18 protein-coding genes are annotated in these 24,392 nt (G+C 66.6%); 10 read left to right on the forward strand and 8 right to left on the reverse strand.

The features are described from left to right. Both ACQKJZ_RS00265 and cydD read right to left on the reverse strand, forming a co-directional pair. Positions 1 to 1,620 (reverse strand): amino acid ABC transporter ATP-binding/permease protein, encoded by a 1,620-nt coding sequence (locus ACQKJZ_RS00265; protein ID WP_427729548.1) that lies wholly within the window; start codon positions 1,618 to 1,620, stop codon positions 1 to 3. Next, positions 1,617 to 3,248, reverse strand: a complete 1,632-nt coding sequence (gene cydD, locus ACQKJZ_RS00270) for a thiol reductant ABC exporter subunit CydD (RefSeq protein WP_427729549.1) — start codon at positions 3,246 to 3,248, stop codon at positions 1,617 to 1,619. Before cydD ends, ACQKJZ_RS00265 begins: the two co-directional genes overlap by 4 nt. A 119-nt stretch (positions 3,249 to 3,367) precedes the next feature. On the opposite strand from cydD, the gene ACQKJZ_RS00275 reads away from it, so the two are divergent. Genes ACQKJZ_RS00275 through ACQKJZ_RS00290 form a run of 4 tightly spaced genes read left to right on the forward strand, consistent with a single transcriptional unit; the run spans position 3,368 to position 6,991 of the window. Continuing rightward, a complete protein-coding gene (locus tag ACQKJZ_RS00275) occupies positions 3,368 to 4,936 on the forward strand; it encodes a cytochrome ubiquinol oxidase subunit I (RefSeq protein ID WP_427729550.1) in 1,569 nt (522 codons plus the stop codon). A gap of 16 nt (positions 4,937 to 4,952) precedes the next feature. Beyond that, positions 4,953 to 6,092: a cytochrome d ubiquinol oxidase subunit II gene (gene cydB, locus ACQKJZ_RS00280; protein WP_427729551.1), complete on the forward strand. Its 1,140-nt coding sequence runs from the start codon at positions 4,953 to 4,955 to the stop codon at positions 6,090 to 6,092. Positions 6,093 to 6,106: 14 nt separating this feature from the next. Next, positions 6,107 to 6,223 carry a cytochrome bd-I oxidase subunit CydX gene (gene cydX, locus ACQKJZ_RS00285; RefSeq protein WP_427729552.1) on the forward strand — a complete coding sequence of 39 codons (117 nt, stop codon included), beginning with the start codon at positions 6,107 to 6,109 and terminating at the stop codon, positions 6,221 to 6,223. Positions 6,224 to 6,280: 57 nt separating this feature from the next. Beyond that, positions 6,281 to 6,991, forward strand: coding sequence for a Crp/Fnr family transcriptional regulator (locus ACQKJZ_RS00290; protein WP_427729553.1), 711 nt, complete (start codon positions 6,281 to 6,283; stop codon positions 6,989 to 6,991). Positions 6,992 to 6,995: 4 nt separating this feature from the next. On the opposite strand, the gene ACQKJZ_RS00295 is transcribed toward ACQKJZ_RS00290, so the two are convergent. Beyond that, entirely contained in the window at positions 6,996 to 7,529 is a 534-nt protein-coding gene (locus tag ACQKJZ_RS00295) for a hypothetical protein (RefSeq protein WP_427729554.1), read from the reverse strand. 229 nt (positions 7,530 to 7,758) lie between these two features. Between ACQKJZ_RS00295 and ACQKJZ_RS00300 the strand changes: the two genes are divergently transcribed. Beyond that, complete coding sequence (locus tag ACQKJZ_RS00300) at positions 7,759 to 10,251, forward strand: TonB-dependent receptor domain-containing protein (RefSeq protein WP_427729578.1); 2,493 nt, start codon at positions 7,759 to 7,761, stop codon at positions 10,249 to 10,251. Positions 10,252 to 10,320: 69 nt separating this feature from the next. On the opposite strand, the gene ACQKJZ_RS00305 is transcribed toward ACQKJZ_RS00300, so the two are convergent. After that, on the reverse strand, positions 10,321 to 10,791 hold the full coding sequence (locus ACQKJZ_RS00305; RefSeq protein WP_427729555.1) for an Rrf2 family transcriptional regulator: 471 nt from the start codon (positions 10,789 to 10,791) through the stop codon (positions 10,321 to 10,323). A 104-nt stretch (positions 10,792 to 10,895) separates the two neighbouring features. On the opposite strand from ACQKJZ_RS00305, the gene ACQKJZ_RS00310 reads away from it, so the two are divergent. Both ACQKJZ_RS00310 and ACQKJZ_RS00315 read left to right on the forward strand, forming a co-directional pair. Further along, positions 10,896 to 11,798 (forward strand): NAD(P)/FAD-dependent oxidoreductase, encoded by a 903-nt coding sequence (locus tag ACQKJZ_RS00310; protein WP_427729556.1) that lies wholly within the window; start codon positions 10,896 to 10,898, stop codon positions 11,796 to 11,798. Between the two features lie 135 nt (positions 11,799 to 11,933). After that, positions 11,934 to 13,016 (forward strand): RICIN domain-containing protein, encoded by a 1,083-nt coding sequence (locus ACQKJZ_RS00315; RefSeq protein WP_427729557.1) that lies wholly within the window; start codon positions 11,934 to 11,936, stop codon positions 13,014 to 13,016. 403 nt (positions 13,017 to 13,419) lie between these two features. Here the strand turns inward: ACQKJZ_RS00315 and ACQKJZ_RS00320 are convergent, their stop codons facing one another. Continuing rightward, positions 13,420 to 13,671: a hypothetical protein gene (locus tag ACQKJZ_RS00320; protein WP_427729558.1), complete on the reverse strand. Its 252-nt coding sequence runs from the start codon at positions 13,669 to 13,671 to the stop codon at positions 13,420 to 13,422. Between ACQKJZ_RS00320 and ACQKJZ_RS00325 the strand changes: the two genes are divergently transcribed. From ACQKJZ_RS00325 to ACQKJZ_RS00335, 3 genes are all read left to right on the forward strand, one after another. Beyond that, the gene (locus ACQKJZ_RS00325; protein WP_427729559.1) at positions 13,652 to 16,531 is read left to right on the forward strand and encodes a TonB-dependent receptor plug domain-containing protein; all 2,880 of its coding nucleotides are present in this window, start codon (positions 13,652 to 13,654) and stop codon (positions 16,529 to 16,531) included. The genes ACQKJZ_RS00320 and ACQKJZ_RS00325 overlap by 20 nt on opposite strands. Positions 16,532 to 16,955: 424 nt before the next feature. After that, positions 16,956 to 18,746, forward strand: coding sequence for a glycoside hydrolase family 97 catalytic domain-containing protein (locus ACQKJZ_RS00330; RefSeq protein WP_427729560.1), 1,791 nt, complete (start codon positions 16,956 to 16,958; stop codon positions 18,744 to 18,746). 128 nt (positions 18,747 to 18,874) lie between these two features. Then, entirely contained in the window at positions 18,875 to 19,390 is a 516-nt protein-coding gene (locus ACQKJZ_RS00335) for an N-acetyltransferase family protein (protein ID WP_427729561.1), read from the forward strand. A gap of 47 nt (positions 19,391 to 19,437) precedes the next feature. Here the strand turns inward: ACQKJZ_RS00335 and ACQKJZ_RS00340 are convergent, their stop codons facing one another. Genes ACQKJZ_RS00340 through ACQKJZ_RS00350 form a run of 3 tightly spaced genes read right to left on the reverse strand, consistent with a single transcriptional unit; the run spans position 19,438 to position 24,375 of the window. Then, a complete protein-coding gene (locus ACQKJZ_RS00340; RefSeq protein ID WP_427729562.1) occupies positions 19,438 to 20,769 on the reverse strand; it encodes an MFS transporter in 1,332 nt (443 codons plus the stop codon). A gap of 1 nt (position 20,770) precedes the next feature. After that, positions 20,771 to 21,982: a D-mannonate dehydratase ManD gene (gene manD / locus ACQKJZ_RS00345; RefSeq protein WP_427729563.1), complete on the reverse strand. Its 1,212-nt coding sequence runs from the start codon at positions 21,980 to 21,982 to the stop codon at positions 20,771 to 20,773. Positions 21,983 to 21,993: 11 nt separating this feature from the next. Further along, on the reverse strand, positions 21,994 to 24,375 hold the full coding sequence (locus ACQKJZ_RS00350) for a glycoside hydrolase family 3 N-terminal domain-containing protein (RefSeq protein WP_427729564.1): 2,382 nt from the start codon (positions 24,373 to 24,375) through the stop codon (positions 21,994 to 21,996). Between the last annotated feature and the right edge of the window lie 17 nt (positions 24,376 to 24,392).

Below are 24,392 nucleotides of genomic sequence, written 5' to 3' on the forward strand. Positions count from 1 at the left end.
TCAGGCGACCGACCGGCGCGGCGTGGGGCATGCCGGCCATTGCCGATCGCACAAGCTGGTCAGGACCGCTCGGTGGCTGACCACGATCAGGCCCTGCCCGGTGCGCTTCAGCCGCGCATCGAGCCGCGCGGCCACCAACGCCGCCAGATCGCCGTCCAGCCCCTCGACCGGTTCGTCCAGCAATAGCCATGGCGCGGCGACCAGATAGGCGCGCGCCAGCGACAGCCGCCGCCGCTCACCGCCCGACAGCCGTGCGCCATCGTCGCCCAGCCATGCGTCGAGCCCGTGCGGCAATGCCCGCACCACCCCGTCCAGCGCCGCATCGGCCAGCGCCTGCCACAGCCGGTCATCGTCCGCGAGGGCATCGGCGAGCCGCAGATTGTCGCGCACCGTGCCCGCGATCAACGCGGCGTCCTGCGGCGCCCAGGCGAAGGTCGCGCGTCGTACCGTGGCCGGAAGGGTGGCGGCATCCCGCCCATCCACCAGGACGCGGCCCGCCGCCAAGGCGCGCAGACCCAGAAGCCCCTCGACCAGCGTCGTCTTGCCGCAGCCCGACGGCCCCGTGAGCGCGATCCGCGTACCGCGCGCAACCCGCTGACCATCAAGGACCAGCGATGCCGGGTCGATCGGTGCGGGCGCGGTCGCATGGGGCCGGCCCGCTCCCGCCGTCAGCACGCTGTTCAGCCGCGCCTCGGCTTCGGCCAGCCGTCCCCGCTCGGTCATCGCGCGCAGGACCGGGGCGATGGCATCGACGGTCATCGCCGCCGCCAGCGCGGCCAGCGCCGCGATCGCCGCCCCGGCATGCGCCCCCATTGTAAGCGCCAAGGCCGCCGCCAACGCAACGCCGGCGGCATGCAGCCATTCGAACCCCGCCGCCACCGCCGCCTGCCGACGCTGCGCCGCCGCCAGCCGATCCCCGGCCTGCTCGATACGATCGATCGCCCAGTCTTCCAGCGCGAAGCAGCGCAGCTCCGCCGCCGCGTCGCCGAGCATCGCCACCTCTTCGCGCAGATCCCCGGTCGCGCGCTGCACCGCACGGCCAGGGACGTCGAGCCGCCGGGCAAGGCCATGGCCGATCAACAGCACAGCGCCGACACAGACCAGGGTCACACCCGCGACCGACCATCCCCCCAGCAGGGCCAGCGCCATCCCGGAAACCAGTGCCGCTGCGACGCCCCAGGGCCCCGAGAGGCGGACGAAGCGCAGCTCCACCGCATCGACATCGCCGATCAGCCGCGCGGTCGCCTCCCCCCGGCCGAGCGCCAGCGCGTCCTCGGGCGGGGCAGTCGTGATGGCGTGGTAAAGCGCGGGCCGCAACCGAGCGAGCGCGCCGAAGGCGGCGGCGTGGCCGGCCAGCCGCTCGCCATAGCGGGCGCCTGTACGCACGATCGCGAGCAGCCGGATGCCCGCCGAGGGCAGCATATAGTTGAACGCCTGCGCCGCCACGACACCCGTGCTTCCCGCCAGCGCGGCGGCGGTCAGGAACCAGCCCGACAGACCGAGCAGGAGGACCGAGGCCGCCGCGACCAGCGCGGCGCAGATGGCGGCCTGTCGCAAGCGACGGCGCTCTACCCGGCGTTCGTTGGCGAGCAGGCGGGCGAGCGGCGAGGACATGGTCATGCGGCGTCTCCCAGCCGGACGATGCGGGTGGCGATGGCGGCGAGCGCTTCGCTATGGGTGGCGATCAGGGTGGTGCGTCCGCGCGCGGCCTGGGCGATGGTGGCGATCAGCGCCGCCTCGGCCTGTGCGTCGAGATGCGCGGTCGGCTCATCGAGCAGCAGAAAGGGCGCGGGTTTAAGCAGCGCGCGAGCGAGCGCGATCCGTCGCCGCTCGCCGCCCGACAGGCCGCTGCCCCGCGCGTCGAGCCGGTGGTCCAGCCCGCCCTCCCGCCGCGCCAGCATCGGCCCCAGCCCCGCCAGCGCGATGGCCCGTGCCAGCGCGACGTCGTCCGCGCTTGGATATGCCAGCAAAAGATTCTCACGGATCGTACCGGCGATCAGCAGCGGATGCTGCCCGGCCCAGCTCGCCTGCCCGGCGATCGAGGCGATGGGCGTACCGTTCGCCGCGATGGTGCCGGCGGACAGCGGCGCCAGGCCGAGCAGCGCATGCAGCACGCTCGTCTTGCCGCTGCCCGACGGGCCGAGCAGCGCGACGATCTCGCCCGGTGCGATCCGCAGGGAAAGTCCCGCCACCGCCGGCCGGTCAGCGTCCGGGTAGCGGATGGTGACGTCGTGCAAGACCAACGGCGCGGTCAGGACAACGGGCGCGTTCGCGACGGGCGCGGGGATCGCCATCAGCGTGTCGGCGGCGGTCTCCGCACCCTGCCGGTCATGATAGGCGGCGGCCAGCCGACGCATCGGCGCATAGAATTCGGGTGCGAGCGCCAGGACGAAAAAGGCGTGCGTAAGATCGAGGCTCTCGGGCGCGGCGAAGGGCAACAGGCCGAGAACCGAAAAGCCGCAATAGACCGCGACCAGCGCGACCGACAACGCCGCGAAGAATTCCAGTGCGGCGGAGGACAGGAAGGCGATGCGCAACACCCGCATCGTGCGCTCGGCCAGCTCGCGGGCGGCCGCCCCGATCGCCTCCGTCTCGCGCGCTTCGGCGCCGAAGGCGAGGATTACGGGCAACGCGCGCACCCGGTCGCCGAAGCGCGCCGACAGGCGGTGGAGCGCGGCGAACTGGCGACGCGACTCATCCGCCGCCGCGCCGCCGGCCAGGATCATTGCGGCGACGAACGGCACCAGCGTCGCGGCCAGGATCAAGGCCGCGAACCAGCTGGCCCAGGCGGTGGCGGCCAGCACGAGCATCGGGGCGATCGCGGCGGCACTCCGGGCGGGCAGGAAGCGCGCGACATAGCCATCCAGCGCCTCGACCGCATCGACCGCCTGCGCCGCCAGCAGGCCCGCGTCGATCGGCCGGCCGGAGGTGCGGTACAACGCGTCGGCGATCACGCGCCCGCGCTGTTCCCGCTTGGCCGCCGCAGCGCGCCGCGCACCGATCCGCATCGCGGCGGCGGCGAACAGCCCGCGCAGCGACCCTGCCCCGAGCATCAACATAGCCCAGGGCCAGGCGCTTTCCTCCGCCGCGATTGCCGCGACGCCACCGGCGATAGCGACCGCGAAGCCGATCGCCGCCATCGTGTCGAGCAGGAGCAGCCCCGCCGCGCCATCGCGCCGGCCCGCCGCCCGGTTCAGCCAGCGGGTACGCGCCCTCGCGGCGCTGCGGTCATGCGTGATCGTCGTCATGCCGGCACACTCGCCGGGGCGATCGCCCGGGTCTTTGACCGCGGTCAATGTTTCGACCGCCCCCAGAACCTACCCCCTTTGCCGGGAAGGCCGGGGATGGCCTTCGATGGAGGCGTCATATGGATCCGGGGGTCGTCGACCTGTCGCGGCTGCAATTCGCGGCTACCGCGCTGTATCATTTTTTATTCGTGCCGCTGACACTGGGCCTGTCGATGATGCTGGTCATCATGGAATCGGTCTATGTCATGACCAACCGCCCGGTATGGCGCGTCACCACGCGCTTCTGGGGCAAGATCTTCGGCATCAACTTCGTGCTGGGTGTGGCGACCGGCCTCACCATGGAGTTCCAGTTCGGCACCAACTGGTCCTATTTCTCGCATTATGTCGGCGACATCTTCGGCGCGCCGCTGGCGATCGAAGGGCTGATGGCCTTCTTTCTGGAGGCGACGTTCGTCGGATTGATGTTCTTCGGCTGGGATCGCCTTTCCAAGCTAGGCCATCTGATCGTCACCTTCATGGTGGCGCTGGGCACGAACCTGTCGGCGCTGTGGATCCTGATAGCCAATGGCTGGATGCAGAACCCGGTCGGGGCGAGCTTCAATCCCGACACGATGCGCATGGAGGTCGCCGACTTCGGCGCGGTGCTGTTCAATCCGGTCGCGCAGGCCAAGTTCGTCCACACGGTCAGCGCGGGCTATGTCTGCGCCTCGGTCGTGGTGCTGGGCGTATCGGCCTTCTGGCTGCTCAAGGGCCGGTTCCTGCCCGTCGCGCGCCGGTCGATGACGGTGGCGGCGGCGTTCGGCCTCGCCTCCTCGCTGTCGGTCGTCGTGCTGGGTGATGAAAGCGGTTATGCGCTGACCGACAACCAGAAGATGAAGCTCGCCGCGATCGAGGCGGTCTGGCACACCGAACCCGGCCCCTCCGGCCTGACCCTGTTCGGCTATCCCGACACCGTCGCGCGCGAGACGCGCTACAAGGTCGAGATTCCCTGGCTGCTGGGCCTGATCGCCACGCGCAGTCTGGACGGCACGGTGACGGGCATGTCCGAGCTCGTGCTGAAGGCGCAGGAGCGGATCGCCTCGGGCGTGATCGCCTATGACGCGGTCCAGCGGCTGAAGGCGAACCCGCAAGACATGGCCCAACGCGCGCGGTTCGAGGCGCACAAGCGCGACCTGGGCTATGCCCTGCTGCTCAAGCGCCAGATGGCGGACCCGCGCGCCGCGACCCCGCAGCAGATCGAGGCGGCGGCATGGGACACGGTGCCCGATGTCGGCCTGCTGTTCTGGAGTTTCCGCATCATGGCGCTGATCGGCTTTGCGATGATCGCGCTGTTCGCCACCGCCTTCATCCTTTGTTCGCTCAGGATGCACGTGAACGCCCGCTGGTTCTTGCGCCTGGCGGTCGCGGCGATCCCCCTGCCCTGGATCGCGATCGAGCTGGGCTGGGTCGTCGCCGAGCTGGGGCGGCAGCCCTGGGCGATCGAGGGCGTGTTGCCGACCTTCCTGGCCAGCAGCTCGCTCACGCGCGGCGCGCTATGGACCACGCTGGCGGGCTTCACCGCGCTCTACGGCGTGCTGGCGGTGATCGAGATACGGCTGATCCTGGCCGCCATCGCGCACGGACCGGAGGAACGGGACGACCAGCCCGCACGCGGCCCGATCCCCGCCGCCATTCCCGTCACCGCCTGAGCAGAAGGAGTGGGACATGTTCGATTATGAGATATTACGCCTGATCTGGTGGGCGCTGCTGGGCGTGCTGTTGATCGGCTTCGCGCTGACCGACGGGTTCGACCTCGGCGTCGCCGCCCTCCTGCCCTTCGTCGCGCGCGACGATGCCGAGCGGCGGATGGTCATCAACTCCATCGGGCCGACCTGGGAGGGAAACCAGGTCTGGTTCATCCTGGGCGGCGGCGCGATCTTCGCCGCCTGGCCCTTCGTCTATGCGGTCAGCTTTTCGGGCTTCTACCTCGCGATGTTCCTGGTGCTGGCCGCGCTGATCCTGCGGCCGGTGGGGTTCAAATACCGCTCGAAAAAGCCCGACCCCGCCTGGCGCGCTCGCTGGGACTGGGCGCTGTTCGTCGGGGGGCTGGTGCCCGCCCTCGTCTCCGGGGTCGCGGTCGGGAATGTCCTGTTGGGCGCGCCCTTCCGCCTGGATGGCGATCTACGCGCCTTTTACGACGGCACCTTGCTGGGGTTGTTCACGCCATTCACACTGGTCTGCGGGCTGCTCTCGGTCGCGATGCTGGTGCTGCACGGCGCGGCATGGCTGTCGATCAAGGTCGAACATGGTCCCGTCCATGACCGTGCGCGGACGTTCGGCACGGTGGCGGCCATCGCCTCCATCCTGTTGTTCGCGGTCGGCTTCGCCTTCGTCGCGTGGGGCGACATCGGCTATCGCATCGTTGGTGCAGTCGATCCGCTCGGACCGTCCAATCCGCTGCGCACGACCGCGGCGCATGCCGGCGGGGCGTGGCTCGGCAACTATGCGCTATATCCCTGGATGACCGCGTTGCCGGTGGCGGGCTTCGCCGGGGCCGCGCTGGCGCTGGTCGGTATCCGGGCGGGGCGCGAGGGGTTGGCCTTCACCGGATCGTCGCTGGCCGCCATCGGCATCATCGCCACGGTCGGCTGTTCGATGTTCCCCTTCATCCTGCCGTCCAGCATCGACGCGCATAGCAGCCTGACGGTGTGGAACGCATCCTCGACCGCCAAGACACTGGGCATCATGCTGTTCGTCACGCTGGTCTTCCTGCCGATCGTGCTCGCCTACACCGCTTGGGCATACCGGGTGATGTTCGGCCGCGTGACCGCCCAGGACGTCCGTACCAACCCCGATTTCTACTGAGAAGGGAACGAGCCATGTGGTATTTCTCCTGGGTCCTGGGCCTTGGCCTCGCCATCGGCTTCGGCATCCTCAACGGCATCTGGCATGAATTCCATCTGCCGCAGGAGGATGACGCGTCGTCGCGTCGGTGACAGATAGGACAATCCGTCCGACGACAGGGGATTATCGCCGCGCTATATGGCACGGCCATGATCCCCAACGTCATTTGTGCCGATTGTGCGGTGCGCGACCGGGCCTTGTGCGGCAGCCTGGACGACCGGGAACTGCGCGCGCTGAACACCCTCGGTCAAAAGCGCCATGTCGCGCGCGGCCAGACGATCGCCTGGGCTGGTGAAGAGGCGGTGATCTGCGGCAACCTGCTGTCGGGCGTGCTCAAGCTGGTGGCGGCGACCGCCGATGGTCGCGAACAGACGGTCGGCCTGCTCTACCCGGCCGATTTCTTCGGCCAGCCCTATGCCGGGGAGGTCGACTTCACGCTGACCGCGCTGACCGACGCCGACCTGTGCGTGTTTCCCCGCGCCGCCTTCGAGCGGGTGCTGGACGATCACCAGCGCATGGAGCGGCTGCTCCTCCAGCGGACATTCGAGTCGCTCAATGAAGCGCGCGGGCGGATGCTGGTGCTGGCGCGCAAATCGGCGAGCGAGAAGGTGGCCGGCTTCCTGCTCGACATGGCGGCGCGCGCGGGCGCATCGGGCTGTCGGGCCAGCGCCGATGGCCCCGTGACGTTCGACCTACCACTGACGCGCGGACAGATCGCCGACATATTGGGCATGACGATCGAGACGGTCAGCCGTCAGCTGACCCGGATGAAACAGAGCGGTGTCATCGGCCTTCCCGGCGGACGCGCGGTGACGATCAGCGACCGCGCCGCGCTTGCCGCGCGTGCCGAGGCGGCCTGAGAACTCAGTGCGCGAAGCCCTGCGCCAGCGCGTCGGTCAACACCGCGCGCGCATCGGGGGTCAGGCGGTGTCCCGCCAGCGCCAGGACGGCCAGTTGCTCGAACTCGACCCCGCCACGACAGGCGGCGAAGAAGCCGCGCAGGATATACCCCAGCGTTTCGGACGCGGTATCCGCCTCGACATCGAACGCCGCGATCACCTCGCGCGCCGCCGCCGCATCCGCCATATGGCGGTCGCGGACATGATCGCGCAGGATGGTGCCGAGCGGGTCGCGGTCGCCATGGCGGAGCGTCGTGTCCCATAGGGGTGGACCGCCCGTCTCGATACGCGTCGCCATGTCGTCGAGGGTGCCAAGGAACCTCCCCAGCCCCTCGTCATCCGGCCGGTTCGGCAAGCCGTCGGCGATTAATTCTGCCCAGGCGCATATCGCCGCGCGGCGCCGATGCTCCGCGATCATGCCAACCAGATCGATCTCGTGGATAACATGCCATCGCCGGGCGAACGGCACGACCCTGATCTCCAACCGGCTATCGTTCATCGGCAAACCTCCATGACGTCTATCATGGCGACCCGGTCGACCGGCGGCATTGACGATCGTCAAACGGAGTCGATCGCAGGTGCCTGTTCCCGAACACATGCTACAGTCCTGCCTTATCATCGAGAGCGTCATGCAAACGATTGCAGATTTTGGATTGCAATGGTTTGCAAGAGGCCATATAGGCGTCGGCAGCCCCCATAGAGGTGGCCGGTCCAGGAGAGGTTTCGTGATGTCGCTGCGCTTTCGTCTGCTCGCTTCCATTCCCGCGCTGCTGATCGCCAGCGCCGCGCATGCCCAGCTGTCGGACCCGCAGACGGCGGACACCGCCAACGCCGCGACCGAGCAGTCCACCGACAATGCCGCCTCGGGCGATATCGTCGTCACCGGCTTGGCACAGGGGCGCAACCGCCTCGACACCTCGGTCTCGGTCAGCTCGCTCGACGCCGACCTCACCACCAAGATCCCGCCGCGCAACACCGCCGAGATCCTGCGCAACCTGCCCGGCGTGCGCGTCGAGGCCTCGGGCGGCGAAGGCAACGCTAATATCTCGGTGCGCGGCCTGCCCGTCGCGTCGGGCGGCTCGAAGTTCCTGCAGCTGCAGGAGGACGGCCTGCCCGTCCTGGAATTCGGCGACATCATCTTCGGCAATGCCGACATCTTCATCCGCAACGACCTGTCGCTCGCGCGCATCGAGTCGGTGCGTGGCGGCTCGGCCTCGACCTTCGCCAGCAACTCGCCGGGCGGCATCATCAACTTCATCTCGAAGACCGGCGAGCAGGAAGGCGGCTCGTTCCAGCTGTCGTCGGGCATCGACTACCGTGAATATCGCGCCGACTTCGCCTATGGCGGCCGCATCGACGCCAATACCCGCTATGAACTGAGCGGCTTCTACCGGCTGGGCGACGGCCCGCGCGACGTCGGCTACGACGCGATGCGCGGCGGCCAGATCAAGGCGAACATCACCCGCGAGTTCGAGGGCGGCTATATCCGCGTCTATGGCAAGTATCTGGACGATCGCAGCATCGCCTATCTGCCCAACCCGGTGCGCGTGACCGGCAGCAACGGCGACCCCAGCTATATCAACATCCCCGGCTTCTCGATCAACGAGGATACGCTGCACAGCCGCTATATCCGTTCGGTCCAGACGCTCGACGGCAACAACAATGTCGTGCGCCGCAACATCGGCGACGGCATGCACCCGGACGTGAAGTCGGTCGGCTTCGAGGGGCAGTATGAGATCGCCGATGGCTGGAACGTCACCGAGCGGTTCCGCTATTCGGACATTTCGGGCGATTTCGTCTCGCCCTTCCCCGCCTCGGTCGGCGATGCGCAGACCACCGCCAACGGCTTTGCCGGCGCGGGCGCGCAGCTCTTCTACGCCAGCGGCCCGCTCTCGGGACAGCGGATCGCCAATCCGGGGGCGCTCGGCGGCAACGGCCTGCTCGCCAGCGTCGTGCTGTTCGATGTCGACCTCAAGAGCCTGAACAACATCACCAACGACCTGCGCATCAACGGCAAGGTCGATCTGGGCGGTGGCCAGCTGTCGATCGCGGCGGGCATGTACAATTCGCGCCAGGACGTGAAGACCGACTGGCTGTGGACTTCGTTCTTCCAGACCGTGCAGGGCGATGGCCGCTCGGTGCTGGTCGACATCCGCAACGCGGCCGGCGTGTCGCAGACGGCGGGCGGCACGCTCTATTCGGCGGCCTTTTTCGGCAATTGCTGCCGCCGCAGCTATGACATACGCTACACGACCAATGCGCCCTTCGCGCAGCTGGGCTTCGAGATCGGCCGCCTGAACATCGACGGCAGCCTGCGCTACGACTTCGGCTCGGCCAAGGGCAGCATCGCGGGCGACCTGCCCGGCGCGGTGACGACCCGGGCGCAGGACATCAACGGCAACGGCGTCATCTCGGCGGCCGAGCGCAACGTCGCGTTCCTGCCGAACAACCGCACCGGCATCGACTATGACTATAGCTATCTGTCCTATTCGGCGGGCGTCAACTATCGCCTGAGCCCGACGCTGGCGGCGTTCGCGCGCTACAGCCGGGGCGGCCGCGTCAATGCCGATCGCCTGCTGTTCGGCCCGACCATCAACCTGCAGACCGGCGGGTTGGTCAATGGCGCCAAGCCCTATGACTTCGTGCGCCAGGCCGAAGGCGGCCTGAAATATTCGGCCGGCCCGATCGGCCTGTTCGCCACCGTGTTCAACGCGCGCACCGAGGAAACCAACTATCTGCTCTCGCAGCAGCAGTTCACCAGCCGCCGTTACGAGGCGACCGGCGTCGAGCTGGAAGGCCGCTTCCGCGCGGGTCCCTTCTCGCTGAGCGCGGCGGGCACCTACACCGATGCCAAGATCACCAGCGACGCGACCGATCCGACGCTGAACGGCAACCGCCCGCAGCGCCAGGCCGCCTTCGTCTATCAGGCGACGCCGCAGTTCGACTTCGACCCGGTCAGCTTCGGCGCGAACGTGATCGGCACGACGTCCAGCTATACCCAGCCGGTCAACCAGCTGAAGATGCCCGCCTATACGCAGGTCAACGGCTTCGTGATGGTGCGCGCGGCGGACAACATCAGCTTCAACCTGAACGCCAACAACATCTTCAACGTCAAGGGCATCACCGAAGCCGAGGACGCCGCGATCCCGGCCAACCAGCTGGTCCGCGCCCGCTCGATCAACGGCCGCACCATCGCCGCCTCGGTCCGCTTCGACTTCTGATCCGACCGTCGCCCCGGTCCCAGGCCGGGGCGATGACCAACCGATCAAAGGCCCGCATCACCCTGCTCGTCAGGCGTGGTGCGGGCCTTTCCCTCGTCTGGCCTCGATCTCGCTGGCCGGCAAGGCGGCCATGCGCCGATCGAAGTCCGCCGCGATATCAGCCAGCGTCACCTCGGCCAGGCGGCGAAACAACAGCGCTTCGGCTTCGGCCAGCGCCTCCTCCAGTGACCCGTTGACCGCCTGTTCGACCAGGCAGGCGGGTGCGGGGTCGGCGGGCCCCAGCGCGAAGATGCGGTTCTCCCCTAGCGCGCGGTGCACGTCGAGCATGGTGATACCCTCCAGGGGGCGGGTCAGCGACCACCCGCCGCCATGGCCCTTCTCCGACCGGACATAGCCCGCATCGCGCAGGCCGGCCATGGTCCGGCGCACCACCACCGGATTGGTGCCCAGCATCGTCGCGGCATCGCCCGATGTCAGCGGCCCCTCCATACGCCCCATATGGATCAGCAGGTGCAGCATTCTCGACAAGCGTGCGTCCATACTCTTGCTCCCTCACAGGACACGCTCCTATCACGTCACTTTTGATGTTGCAAAACTGCCGTCACTACCTCATGTAACCCCCATAGTTTCATGAAGGATGACCCATGTACGACGTGATCGTGATCGGCGGCAGCTTCGCGGGATTGTCCGCCGCGACCCAACTCGCCCGCGCAAGGCAAAAGGTGCTCGTCATCGACGCCGGGCTTCCTCGCAACCGGTTCGCCGACGAAGCGCACGGCTTTCTGGGACAGGATGGCCGAGCCCCCGCCGCGATCATGCGCGACGCCCGTCGCCAACTCGGCCGCTATCCGACCGTCGAATTGCTCTCGGGCGAGGCCATCGGTGCCGAGGCGGCCGATAATGGCTTCACCATCCACCTGGGCGTCGGCGGGGAGCGGCAGGCGGCCCGCCTCGTTCTGGCGACGGGCGTGACCGACGCATTGCCCGCCGTTCCGGGCATGATGGAGCGATGGGGTGCGACCGTGCTGCACTGTCCCTATTGCCACGGCTATGAGATGCGCGACCTGCCGCTCGGCGTACTCGCCGCGCATACGATGTCGCCGCACCAGGCCCTGTTGATTCCCGACTGGGGGCCGACCACCTATTTCACGCAAGGCGCGTTCGAGCCCGATCCCGATCAGCTCCGCGCCCTTGCCGATCGCGGCGTGACCATCGAGCGGACCCCGGTCATCGCGCTGCTCGGCAAGGCGCCGGCGCTGGCCGGTGTCCGGCTCGCCGATGGGCGCGTCGTGGAACTGGCGGCGCTGTTCACCGCGCCGCGTACCCGCCCCGCGACCGCGCTCGCCGCCATGCTGGGTTGCGCACATGAGGACGGATTGACCGGCCCTCATGTCAAGGTCGACGCCCGGGGCGCGACATCGGTACCAGGCGTCTGGGCGGCCGGTGATGCGGCAAGCCCCATGCACAACGCCACCCTGGCGTCGGCCGCGGGCGTGATGGCCGGCATCGGCGCGCATCAGGCTTCGATCCAACCCACCGTTCAATAGCCCCACTATTTGTCTTACAATCTTCGTCCAGTCATGTCCCGTTCATCAGATATCGACGACCATGAAAGAAATTTCATAAACGACGAAGAATGGGAGAGTAACATGCGAAAGGACAGGTCTGCAGGATCATCGACGTTGGCGATCGCACTGGCCACGAGCGTGATGGGCGTGCTGTTGGCATCATGCGGCGGGGAGAGCGCCGCCGATGCGATTGCGGTGGTGCCGGGGGCGACGGCACTCGCCACGCCCCCCACCAAAACGGCCGAAACGCCCGCCAAGAAGGATGTGCCGGCTCCCGCCACTGGCACCACCGGCACCATCGCCGCCGCGCCTGCGGAACTGGAACTCTATACGATCGGCCAGCTGACATGGTCGATGGATACCGCCGTGTCGGACGATATCCGCGGTCGCATCACCGACTCGATGGACTGGACGATAAATCATACAAATACCCTGGCCGGCCATAGCGGGAACGTTAGCGTTACCTACAACCAGGGTACGCCGACCGCAGAGGCGGGCTATCGCTGGCGCATCCAGTTCGGCGGGTCGATCGGCCGACGCGTGGCGCTGCACGAGCTGGCCCATTGGCTGGGTTCGGGCACCTATGGCGAATGGGGGCGCTATATGGTCAATGGGCGCTGGACCGGGGCGGTCACCAATGCGCGCATCAAGGCACTGGATGGCCCCGATGCCGTGCAATGGGGCGATAACATCCATTTCTGGCCCTATGGCCTGAACTACGACAATGAGTTCAACGAGACCCAGCGCAACGTGCAGCTGGTGTCCTCACAGTTGAGCGACATGGGGCTCGGCGATGCGGCCGCCCAGTTCGCGGGCGACCGCCGGTTCGTGAGCAGGTCGAGCATGTTGCTGCTCAACGGAACCGGGACCGAACCGGTCGCCGGAAGCGGCACCGCCATGTCGTTGACCTGGAAGGTACGCTATGCGGACGGCTTCATCACTCTGATCAGCGCCGATGGCCGCGCGATCGATGCCGCCGGCAATACCGGTAACGGAGACGCCACCACCCTCGCCCCGGCCTCGCAGGCCGTGGGCCAGCAATGGGAAGTGCTGCCCACCGATGCGGGCTGGTTCCTGTTGCGCAATCGCCAGACGGGCAAATGCCTCGACAATGTCGGCAATCTCGGAGCCGGCGCGCCGATCCGCGTCTGGGACTGCGGCGGACATCCGAACCAGCAATGGCATCTGGTGCGGTAATTGTGGGATCGCCCCGCCTCACCGGCGGGGCGCCATAGGCCGCCAGCCTATTCGTGACGACCATGGACGACCAGCCGTCTGCCTGAAATCATAACAGGGGGCCGACCGCGACCGCATACCGCCATGCCCCCACCCGAGCGGCGCGACACGACCGGTAGCCCCCGCCCATCTACTCCCAATTCAAAAAACAAATTTTCAAAACGTAATTCCGCGCCAGGACTCCGCCGCCAAACTGCTGATAATTCGCAAGAAACATACGAACGCCAAGCCGACCATGGCAATTGGGCCGCGGTATAAACTGGTATCATACCATTGCGAATCTTGCGCGAACATGGTGTGACGATTCCGCGACGGGAAAGGGGGCCGATCGAGCCACCCGTCAGAAATCGAATGGCGGGCGACATTACCCGTCGTACAGGGGGGAAGAGATGAAGAGCTTTGCTTTTTTGATGGCGGCCAGCGGGATCGCTATGGCTTGGGCCATGCCTGTCGCCGCGCAGTCGGGGCAAACCGTTACCAGCACCAGCGACGCCGAATCCGCAAAGAGCGAAAGCCGTAAAAATGCGGAGCGCGAGAACGCGCAATCCGATTCGATCACGCAAACCCCATCCGACGATGCGACCTCGAACGACGTGGTGGTCACGGGTTCACGCATCGTCAATCCGAACCTCGCTTCCGCCGCGCCAATTCAGGCCGTATCCGCGCAGGAAATCAAGCTGAGCGGCGCAGTGAACATCGAGGACGTCCTCAATCGACTCCCGCAGGTCGTGCCATACAACCCGCAGGCGGACGACGAGGGCAATGGCACCGCGCGCATCAGCCTGCGCAATATCGGCGGTTCGGGCGCCGCCGCACTCGTGCTGCTCGATGGCCAGCGCCTGGGTGGTCAGGTCGCGACCGACGTCAACTCCATCCCGCCCGCCCTGGTGCAGCGTGTTGACGTTCTGACCGGCGGTGCTGCGGCCGTCTATGGCCCCGACGCGCTGACCGGCGTCGTCAACTTCGTCCTGAAGAGGAATTTCAAGGGGGTACAAGTCGACGCCAATTACGGCTTCTTCAATCACCTCAACCGACGCAACATCGTCACCGACGTCGCGCAGTCACGCGGCTTTTCGGTGCCGCTGGGGATGACCAATGACGGCGCGCGCGCGACGATCAACGTGTCGGCCGGCACCCAGCTGTTGGATGATCGACTGTCGCTGTCGAGCTATTTCAGCTATCGCCATACCGACAACCTGCCCTATTCGTCGCGGTCCATTCAGGCCTGCCACCTGCTGCAAGCGGGGATCGACGGCGCGGTCAGCTGCGACACCACGCTTTATTCGCGTTACGGCTATATCTATAATCTGAACAACGGCACGCCGTTCATCAACGCGAGCGATGGCAGCCGCGTGTTCCGGCCCTATCGCAATACCCAGGACGCGACGACCGACCGCCAGAACCGGATGGACGACAGCTATCAGATGCTGCGCGGCAACGAACGCTACAATGCCGGGGGATTCCTGTCGTTCAAAGCGACCGACTGGGCCGAGATCTACGGTAGCTACATGTTCACCCGCAACACCAGCCAGGGCACCTACCTGCCGGCCACCATCTTCGAGGGGCTCAATGGCGATGGCGGTTATCTGCTGAACTGCAACAATCCGCTGATGTCGGCACAACAGGCACAGGCGCTGTGCGGTGCGCGGGCGGGAACATCGGCGACGGTGCCGATCGATTTCGGCTATCGGTTCCAGCAATATCCGACGCGCACGATCGACTATCAGCAGGTTTATCATCGTGCGACGCTGGGCGTGCGCGGCGATTTCGCCAGCGCCTGGCACTATGATGTCGGCAGCGTCTGGGCCAACAGCCTGAGCAAAAGCGCGATCAACCGCAACTGGGCGCCATCGGGCGAGAACATCGCAAAGGCACTCAACGTCGTGAACGTCAACGGCGTGCCGACCTGCGTGTCGAAGGTCAACGGGACCGATCCGTCCTGCGTTCCGCTGGACATCTTCCGGGGGGATTCGAGCGATCCGGCAGCCTATCAGTATATCTTCCAATATGCGCCCAACGGCCCCACCCGCAACGTCAGCTATTTCTTCGACGTGCAGGCCAATATCAGTGGCGACCTGGGCCATTACGGCATCCGCTCGCCCCTGGCGACCGACGGCGTTCAGATCAGCTTCGGCGCGGAACTGCGCCGCGATATCGCGAACAACTTCACCAGCGCCGCCTATAATACGATCATTCAGGGTACGGAAAACCCGTCATCGTCCGCGCGCGGGACGCAGACCGCCAAGGAACTGGCCGCAGAACTTCAGTTGCCGCTGATTCAGGACAAGCCCTGGACCCATCTGCTGGGCTTCAGCGGCGGGTATCGCGCGTCCAATTACAGCACGTCGTCGCGTACCTTCTTCAGCACCTGGAAGCTGGAAGGCAACTGGGCACCGGTTCAGGATATCCGGTTCCGCGTGGCGCGCAATTTCGCCTCGCGCGCGCCGAATGTCTTCGAAGCCACGCAGAACATCAACTTCAGCCGCAATATCAATTTCGTCGACCCATGCGGCCCCGGCACCAACGGCAGCGGGCCGAGCGCCAGCCGCGAGGCCTGCGCACTCCAGCCCGGGTTCCAGCCGGCAACCTATGGCACAGCCGCCCTCAATTGCCCGGAAGCAGGCTGCATCTATCGCAACGGCGCGGTCGATCCGGCATTGGGGCCCCAGACCGCCAACACGCTGACCTATGGCGTCGTATTGGCGCCGCGCTTTCTGCCACGCTTCACATTCTCGGTGGACCGTTACGAAATCCGCTACACCAATCAGATCGTAGGGTTGGACCAGGATACGATCGTCAATAACTGCATCGATTTTGCGAAGAACCCGACCGATCTCAATCGCATCTCGTGCCAGCAATTTGTTCGGAACAGCAACGGCACGCTGTTCGGCAATATCAACAACCCGGACAGCGGCTTCGTCAGCTCGCAGGTGCTCAACGTGCCTAACAAAATCGGCACGACCGGCTATGACTTCCAGGCGCATTATGATCTGCCGGTCGGATCTGCGGGCAATCTGGCTGCGGATTTCAACGGCGGCCTCGTGACCAGTGCGGCCTCGGTCTCGAACCAAAATGGCAGCGTCGGTTATTTCGGCGATGGCGTCGGCAACCCCATTCCGAAGTGGCGCCACAACCTGCGCACCACCTTCACGGGGCTGGACGGCAGCTTCCAGATTTCGGCGAACTGGCGCTATATCTCGGCGACGCAGAGCGGCACTTTGCTCAAGGGCCAGGTGCAGAACACCTTCGCTCGAATCCCGGTGTATAGCTATTTCGATCTGGCCGCTAACGTGAACGTGGCGAAACGCCTGACGCTGGGCGTCGTCATCAACAACGTGCTGGATAAGGACCCGCCGATCATTCCGGCACGCGGCGGCAACAATGCCTATTCGATCAATGGATGGCAGAATTCGCCGGTCAACTTTTATGATACGTACGGCCGGTACATTCAGTTCTCGGTCACGACGACCTTCTGATTGCGAACGACCGCTTCGCGCACGCTCCACCGATGACCGGCGGGGCGGGCGCGAAGGGTATGATGTGGAACGGCGCCACCATCGGGTGGCGCCGTTGCCATTTGGCTTGCCATCCTACGCCTGTTTCCCGGCCGGAAAGACCCGTCTGCGCTGACATACGGCCGGTTCCTGTCATTGCCTCAGGAATGACTTGCGCAGAGCATTCCACCTTTTCATATATGCAATCGACGCCATGGTGGGGTCAGGATCGCGCGGAAACTCGGGCAGCGCGTGCGACATGAACCGCGACAATAGAGACGATGCGTTGGGGAGCCGTTCCGGTTTGCCCCACCGTCCAGCAAAAAGGGGCCGTCCAATGACGATGTTCAAGCGATCAATTTTTCGGCAGGACGCATGTGGCTGGGCTATGGCGTGCGTTGCGGTCATGGCGCCCGTCGCGGCGGCGGAGGCCCGGACTGTGGCAGTCGCCAGTCCAGACGGTAAGGTTCAGGCCATTCTGTCCGACGATGCGGGTAAGCTGCGGTACCGCCTGACGGTCGATGGCCGCCCGGTGCTCGACCCTTCGCCATTGGGGATGCGCGTCGACGGCGCGGAGCTGGGCGATGACGCCGCGATCGGTACGGTTCGGCGCCGCAAGACAGACACGCGCTATCCGTTCATCGGAGGAAAAGCCGAGGCAATCGATCGCGCCAACATCGCCACCGTCACCCTGTTGTCGCACGGCACGCGGTTCGAGGCGGATGTCCATGTCGCCGATGACGGGGTCGGCGTCCGGCTCCGCCTTCCCGCCAAGGCGGGACGGACGATCGAGGCCGACCGATCCGGCTGGAAACTGGCCGCCGCCGATCCACGCGTCTGGGTCACGAACAGCGCGCCCAGCTATGAAGAGATTTACGACTCGAAGAGCTTGCGTGATGTGGTCGGCAAACGCCTCAACATGCCGCTGACCGCAAAGGTCGACCGTTATTGGGTGACGATCAGTGAAGCCGCCGTCGTTCATTATGGCGACCTGGCGATCACGCCGAACCGCGACGGCCTGTTGGCAGGAAGCCTGTATACCGAACCAAAGGGCTGGCGGACCGATGCGGCGGTGGTGCAGCCCTGGCGTGTGACGATCGTGGCGCGCGACCTGACTGCGCTGGTCAATTCGACGCTGGTGCAAAATCTGAACCCGCCCCCCTCACCCGCTTTGGCCAAGGCGGACTGGATCCGGCCCGGCCGCTCGACCTGGCAATGGCTGGCCATCGGCGCGCCGTTACAGAACGACCAGCACCAATGGATCGATTGGACCAGACGGCTGGGCTATGAATATTACCTCATCGACGAGGGATGGGCGGAGTGGAAACAGCCCTGGGAATCGCTGGCCGAGACGATCCGTTATGCCAAGTCGCAGCATGTCGACATCTGGATCTGGGTCCACAGCAAGGAGACGATCGATCCCGCCGCCCGCCGCGCACTGCTGCGTCGCTATGCCGGTCTGGGCATCGTCGGCGTAAAAGTCGATTTCCCGGAACAGCCCGACCATGTCTGGACGACATGGTATGAGGATTTCGCCCGCGATGCCGCCGCCGAGCGGCTGATGGTCGATTTCCACGGCGCGATGAAGCCGACCGGCACCGAACGCACCTGGCCCAACGTCCTGACGCGCGAGGGCGTACGCGGGCATGAGTGGCACATCACCCGCTACCAGCGGGTCCTGCCGGCGGGGCATGACACGATCCTGCCCTTCACCCGCTATGTCGTTGGGCCCGGCGATTATACGCCGACCGTGTTCGAGCCCAAGGAACTGCAGGGCAATAGCTGGGCGCATGAGCTGGCGCAGGCGATCGTCTTCACGTCGCCCTATCTGTCGATGGGCGGGCATCCGCGTAGCTATCTGGAAAACCCGGCGGTCGACGTCCTGAAGGCGATCCCGGCGACCTGGGATGAGACCATCGTCCTTCCGGGCAGCGAGCCCGGTCGGATGGCCGGTCTGGCGCGGCGGCGTGGCAAGGACTGGTTCCTCGCGGTCCTGAACGGTACGGACGCGCAGCCGCTGAAGATCGATCTGCGCTTCTTGGGGCGCGGGCAATGGTCGCTGGTATCGCTGGCCGACGACCCCGCGCGCCCCGATGCCTATACCCGGACCGAGCGGATGGTGCGGGCCGGTGACGTGATCGACACCCGGCTGCGCACCCAGGGCGGCTTCGTGGGGTGGCTGCGCCCGGCGCGCTAAGCGTCCGAAGTCCAACTCCCGCGGCGGTCTTGGAACATCGTCGCGGGGGTCGGAACTTGCGACCGGCTTGACCGTCGTCAATGTCGTGCGCGGCCGATCCGCCGATCGTCACGCCAATCCAGGAGGATATGATGATGACCGCCGACACCGACCTGCTCGTCACCCGCCAAGGCGTCCGCCTGCACGTCCGCCGGGTGCGGGCCGATGACGAAGCCGAGCTGGCCGCCTTCTTCGCACGGGTTTCGCCCGAGGATCTGCGCTTCCGCTTCCTGACCAGCGTGTGCACGGTCACGCAGGAACGGCTGGCCGGCATGATCCATGCCGACGATGCGAGCGGCGAGAGCCTGATCGCCTTCGCCGACGACGGATCGATCCTGGCGGCGGCGATGCTGGCCGGCGACCGTGCGGCGAAGACGGCCGAGGCGGCGATCGCGATCCGCAGCGACATGAAACAGCAGGGCATCGGCTGGACGCTGCTCGACCACCTCGTCGCCCATGCCAAGCGGCTGGGCTATCACACGATCGAGGCCATTGAGGACCGCGCCAATCGGTCCGCCATCACCATCGAGCGGGAGATGGGGTTCGAGCCGCATCCGGTAGAGGGCGATCCGACCCTGGTCCGGCTCACGCGGACCATCGGCTGACGCCGTTCGGCGGCGGCGAGCGATGTTTGTCCGCTCGCCGCAGTCCGTTATCCCTTCGCGCCATCGGCCGCGATCTGCACGTTGCGATAGCGCGGATTGAGCAGGTGGAAGACCAGCAGCGCGACCAGATAGGCCAGGCCGCAGGCGATGAAGAAGGGCTGATAGCTCCCCACCCGGTCGAGCAGGACGCCCAGCGCCTTGGACGCGATGAACCCGCCCGTCGCCCCGGCGAAGCCGCCCAGACCGATCAGCGTTCCCTGCGCATAGCGGGGGAACTGGTCACCGGGCAGCGCGAAGAGGTTGGTCGAAAAGCCCTGATGCGCCGCGCAGGCCAGGCCGATCATCGCCACCGCGACCCAGATGCTGGCGGCCTGCGCGGCGAACATCACCGGCAGCGCGAACAGTGCGCAGAAGAACATCGCCCGCTTGCGGGCCCGCCCCGCGGCGACCCCTTGCTTCAGCAACCGCGACGAATACCACCCGCCCAGGATCGCCCCGACATCGGCCATGATATAGATGGCGACCAGAGGGGGCCCGAAGCTCTTGAGATCATAGCCGTAACGGCTGTGGAAGAAATCGGGGAGCCAGAACAGGAACGTCCACCAGACGGGGTCGATCAGGAAGCGCCCGGTCATGTAGGACCAGCTTTCACGGTGACGCAGCACGCTCAGGAAGCCGGCCCGGCCACGCGTCTCCGCCGGCTCGGCCTCGATCCATTTGCGCTCCTCGGGGGTGATGCGCGGATGGCTGTGCGGCGGGTGATAGAGCCGCCACCACGCCGCCAGCCAGACCAGGTTGAACAGCCCGGTGATGATGAACGCCCAGCGCCAGTCGAGTACCAGGTCGGAGACGATGAACCCGATCAACAGTGGCGTGACCACCGCCCCGACATTGGCCCCGGCGTTGAAGATGCCGATCGCCAGCGCGCGTTCCTTCTTGGGAAACCATTGCGAGGCGGCGGCCAGCGCGGAGGGGTAGGTACCCGCCTCACCGAAGGCGAGCGGGATGCGCGCCATGACGAAGCCGGTGGTCGAGGTGACCAGCGTCTGCGCGAAATGCCCGACCGTCCAGCTGCCCATCGCCAGCAGATAGCCGGCGCGCGGCCCGATCCGGTCGATCAACCAACCGAACAACAGGAAACCGATGCCATAGGCGACCTGGAAATAGCCGGTGATGTCGCCGTAACCGCTATTGGTCCAGCCATAGAGCGCGGTCAGCTGCGGCTTGAGCACGCCCAGCACCAGCCGGTCGATATAGCTGAGGACCACGGCCGCGAACAACAGGCCGCAAATGACCCAGCGTATCCGCCCCCTGGGCGGCGGCACGGCATGGGCGGCGGTTTCGGGCGCGGTCGCGGCGGCCTGGGTCAGATCGCTCATATCACCAGCTCCACAAAGTGCCGTCTTCCAGACGGTTTACCGGCAGATAGGCGCGTTTGTACGGATAATCCGCCGCCAGCGCCTCGTCGATCTCGACACCCAGGCCGGGGGCGTCGCCCGGATGCATCATGCCGTCCTCGAACCGGTAATGATGGGGGAAGACCGCATCCGTTTCCTCGGTATGCGGCATATGCTCCTGGATACCGAAATTGGGTACCGACAGGCCGAAATGCAGCGCCGCCGCCATGGTGACCGGCGACAGGTCGGTCGCGCCGTGGCAACCGGTGCGCACCTGATAGAGATCGGCGAGCGACGCGATCCGCCGCAAATGGGTGAGGCCCCCGGCATGGACGACGGTGGCGCGGATATAATCGATCAGCTGGTTCTCGATCAGATGCTTGGCATCCCAGATCGAATTGAACACCTCGCCCACCGCGATCGGGGTGGTGGTGTGCTGGCGGATCAGGCGGAACGCGTCCTGGTTCTCCGCCGGGGTCGCATCTTCGATCCAGAAGGGGCGATAGGGCTCCAGATCCTTGCCCAGCCGGCCGGCCTCGATCGGGGTCAGGCGGTGATGGACGTCATGGAGCAGATGCACGTCCCAGCCCAGCGCCTCACGCGCCGCCGCGAACAGTTCGGGCACGATGCGCAGATATTTCTCGGTCGACCAGACGCTTTCGCTGGGCAGGTCGGCATCGGCGGGCTCGTAACGCTGCCCGGCCTTGGCGACGCCGTATGTGGAGGCAAGCCCCGGCACGCCGCATTGCAGGCGGATCGCGCGATAGCCTTCGTCGCGATGGCGGATCGCGGTGGCGATCGTGTCCTCGATGGTCGTGCCGTTGGCATGGCAGTAGACCAGACAGGCATCGCGCGCCGCCCCGCCCAGCAGCTGATAGACCGGCAGCCCCGCGATCTTGCCCTTGATATCCCACAACGCCATGTCGACCGCCGCGATCGCGGTCATCGTCACCGGCCCGCGCCGCCAATAGGCGCCCTTGTACAGATATTGCCAGATATCCTCGATCCGGTGCGCGTCGCGGCCGATCAGGCAGGGAATGACATGGTCCTGCAGATAGCTGGCGACACTCAATTCGCGACCGTTGAGCGTCGCGTCGCCCAGGCCGGTGGTGCCGTCATCGCACTCGATCTTCAGCGTGACGAAATTGCGCCCCGGACAGGTGACGATCAGGCGGGCGGCTATGATCTTGGGCATCGGCGGGTCCTTCAAACGATATCGAGCGCGACGGACTGGACGTCCTGGCTGTTGGGGCCGGTCATGATGGTAAAGCGTCCGGGCTCGACCACTTCGCGCATCTCGCGATTCCACAGGCGAAAGGCGTCGGGGCCCAGCGTCAGGCGGACCGTCCGGCTCTCCCCCGGCTTCAGCGTGACCCGCACGAACCCCTTCAGCGCCTTGACGGGTCGCGCGACCGAGGACACCTCGTCACGCACATAGAGCTGCACGACCTCGTCCCCCGCGCGATCGCCGATATTGGTGACATCGACCTCGACAGAGATCTGGCCCGCCACCCCGATCCGCGTCGCGGACAGACGCGGCGGCGACAGGCGGAAGCGGGTGTAGCTCAGGCCGAAGCCGAACGGGAACAGCGGCCGGTCGTCGTCGAACAGATAGCCGCGCCGTGCCGAGGGCTGATGATCGTAATAGAATGGCAGCTGCCCGACATCGCGCACCACCGTCACCGGCATCTTGCCACCGGGATTGACGTCGCCCCACAGCGCGTCGGCCATGGCATGACCGCCCTGCTGACCCATATACCAGCATTCCAGCATCGCGTTGGCGCCGGCCACCACCATGGGCCAGCTGGGCGGGCGGCCGTTGATCGCGACGACGACCACCGGCTTGCCGGTCGCCTTCATCGCCGCGAACAGCGCATTCTGTTCGCCCAGCAGGTCCAGGTCGGTGCGGTCGCCCAGATGGTTTTTCGCATAACCCTCGCGGCTGGTCTGCTCGGTATCGCCAATCGCCAGCACGATGACGTCGGCGGTCTTGGCCACCTCGACCGCCTCGGCGATCAGCGCGCGGTTCCGCTCGGGATCGGCGAGCAGGACCTCGTTGGCGGAGCGATCCTCGCTGCGGGTGATGAACACGCCCTGCGCATGGACGACCTCCGCCCGCCCCTTCAGCCTGGCGCGAATGCCGTCGAGCAGCGAGACGGGCGCGGTCGGGATCGAGGAATAGCCGCCCAGCCGCGCAATAGCCGCGTTCGGGCCGATCACCGCGATGCGGCGATGCCGTTCGCTCGACAGCGGCAGGGTGCCGTCGTTCTTCAGCAGTACGATCGACTTCGCCGCCGCCTCGCGCGCCAGCGACAGCGCCTCGGCATCGGCGGTCAGACGGGCGGCGGCGCGCGGATCGACCGGCCCCTCCTCGAACAGTCCGGCGCGGAATTTCAGCGTCAGCATCCGCGCGCATGCGGCGTCGACCAGCGCCAAGGGCACGCGCCCCTGCCGTACGCCATCGGCCAGCGTGCGATAGGCGACACCGTCGGGCAGGTCGCCGTCGACGCCCGCCGCCAGCGCCGCGCCCGCCGCCTCGCCCAGATCGGCGGCGACGTGGTGGAAGGTGGCAAGCTCGGGGATCGCCGCATAGTCGCTGACGACCGCGCCGTCGAAACCCCATTCGCCGCGCAGCACATCGCCCAGCAGCCAGCGATTGGCGTGGCTCGGCACCCCGTCGATCTCGTTATAGGACGGCATGACCGCCCCGATCCCCGTCCGCTCGACCACCGCGCGGAACGGCGGGAAATAGCTTTCGCGCAATTCGCGCTCGCCCAGTTGCGCGGGGGCGACATTGTTGCCCGCCTGGGGCTGGCCATGCCCCGTCATGTGCTTGAGCGTCGCCAGCACCTTGCCCGGCGCCAGTTCGCGTCCCGGCCCTTGCAGGCCCAGCACCGCCGCCACCCCCATCTCGCCGCAAAGATAGGGGTCTTCGCCAAACGTCTCCTCGATCCGGCCCCAGCGGGGATCGCGCGCGATGTCGACCACCGGCGATAGCGCCAGCACCGTGCCGTGCGCGCGCACCTCGCGGCCGATCACCGACTGTACGCGCGTCATCAGCGCGGGGTCGAAACTGCTTGCCAGCGCGATCGCCTGCGGAAAGCTGGTCGCACCTGGGGCCATATAGCCGTGCAGCGACTCTTCGTGGAACAGCACCGGGATGCCCAGCCGGGTGCGACGGCGGGCCCAATCCTGCGTGGCGTTGACGAAGGCGATGGTATCGGCGGGGTTCCGCCAGCGCCCCGTGACATCCATCCCGGTATTGCTGGCCGTCGCCGCACCCCCGCGATCAGAGGGGCGCGCGATCTGTCCGACGCCATGGGCATAGGCCGCCGATGCGCGTGCGGCGTCGAACGCACCGCTGGCATCCATCACGTCACGCTTGGTGGTCGACAGGGTGATGAGCTGGGCGACCTTCTCGTCCAGCGTCATCCGGCCCAGAAGGTCGCGGACGCGCAGGTCGATCGGTGCGCGCGGATCGCGATAGACGGGATCGGGCGTCCGCGCGGCGGGCAGAAACGCCAGCAGCGAGGCTCCGGCGGTCCAGCGCAGAAGCGCGCGGCGTGAGGGGGTGGCGCTGTTCGCCATGACGGCCTCTCCTGGTT

Source organism: Sphingomonas sp. NPDC019816, from assembly GCF_050274375.1.
Classification (GTDB): Bacteria; Pseudomonadota; Alphaproteobacteria; order Sphingomonadales; family Sphingomonadaceae; genus Sphingomonas.

What these genes read in the sequence shown, in the direction of transcription:
- ACQKJZ_RS00335 (WP_427729561.1), top strand. Translation starts at nt 18,875, where the DNA reads ATGATGATGACCGCCGACACCGACCTGCTCGTCACCCGCCAAGGCGTC.
- ACQKJZ_RS00330 (WP_427729560.1), top strand. Translation starts at nt 16,956, where the DNA reads ATGGCGCCCGTCGCGGCGGCGGAGGCCCGGACTGTGGCAGTCGCCAGT.
- ACQKJZ_RS00265 (WP_427729548.1), bottom strand. Translation starts at nt 1,620, where the DNA reads ATGACCATGTCCTCGCCGCTCGCCCGCCTGCTCGCCAACGAACGCCGG.
- ACQKJZ_RS00295 (WP_427729554.1), bottom strand. Translation starts at nt 7,529, where the DNA reads ATGAACGATAGCCGGTTGGAGATCAGGGTCGTGCCGTTCGCCCGGCGA.
- cydB (WP_427729551.1), top strand. Translation starts at nt 4,953, where the DNA reads ATGTTCGATTATGAGATATTACGCCTGATCTGGTGGGCGCTGCTGGGC.
- ACQKJZ_RS00340 (WP_427729562.1), bottom strand. Translation starts at nt 20,769, where the DNA reads ATGAGCGATCTGACCCAGGCCGCCGCGACCGCGCCCGAAACCGCCGCC.
- ACQKJZ_RS00350 (WP_427729564.1), bottom strand. Translation starts at nt 24,375, where the DNA reads ATGGCGAACAGCGCCACCCCCTCACGCCGCGCGCTTCTGCGCTGGACC.
- cydD (WP_427729549.1), bottom strand. Translation starts at nt 3,248, where the DNA reads ATGACGACGATCACGCATGACCGCAGCGCCGCGAGGGCGCGTACCCGC.
- ACQKJZ_RS00300 (WP_427729578.1), top strand. Translation starts at nt 7,759, where the DNA reads ATGTCGCTGCGCTTTCGTCTGCTCGCTTCCATTCCCGCGCTGCTGATC.
- cydX (WP_427729552.1), top strand. Translation starts at nt 6,107, where the DNA reads ATGTGGTATTTCTCCTGGGTCCTGGGCCTTGGCCTCGCCATCGGCTTC.
- manD (WP_427729563.1), bottom strand. Translation starts at nt 21,982, where the DNA reads ATGCCCAAGATCATAGCCGCCCGCCTGATCGTCACCTGTCCGGGGCGC.
- ACQKJZ_RS00320 (WP_427729558.1), bottom strand. Translation starts at nt 13,671, where the DNA reads ATGCGTGAACCCGTGACCACCACGTCGTTCGAGGTCGCATCGTCGGAT.
- ACQKJZ_RS00290 (WP_427729553.1), top strand. Translation starts at nt 6,281, where the DNA reads ATGATCCCCAACGTCATTTGTGCCGATTGTGCGGTGCGCGACCGGGCC.
- ACQKJZ_RS00310 (WP_427729556.1), top strand. Translation starts at nt 10,896, where the DNA reads ATGTACGACGTGATCGTGATCGGCGGCAGCTTCGCGGGATTGTCCGCC.
- ACQKJZ_RS00275 (WP_427729550.1), top strand. Translation starts at nt 3,368, where the DNA reads ATGGATCCGGGGGTCGTCGACCTGTCGCGGCTGCAATTCGCGGCTACC.
- ACQKJZ_RS00305 (WP_427729555.1), bottom strand. Translation starts at nt 10,791, where the DNA reads ATGGACGCACGCTTGTCGAGAATGCTGCACCTGCTGATCCATATGGGG.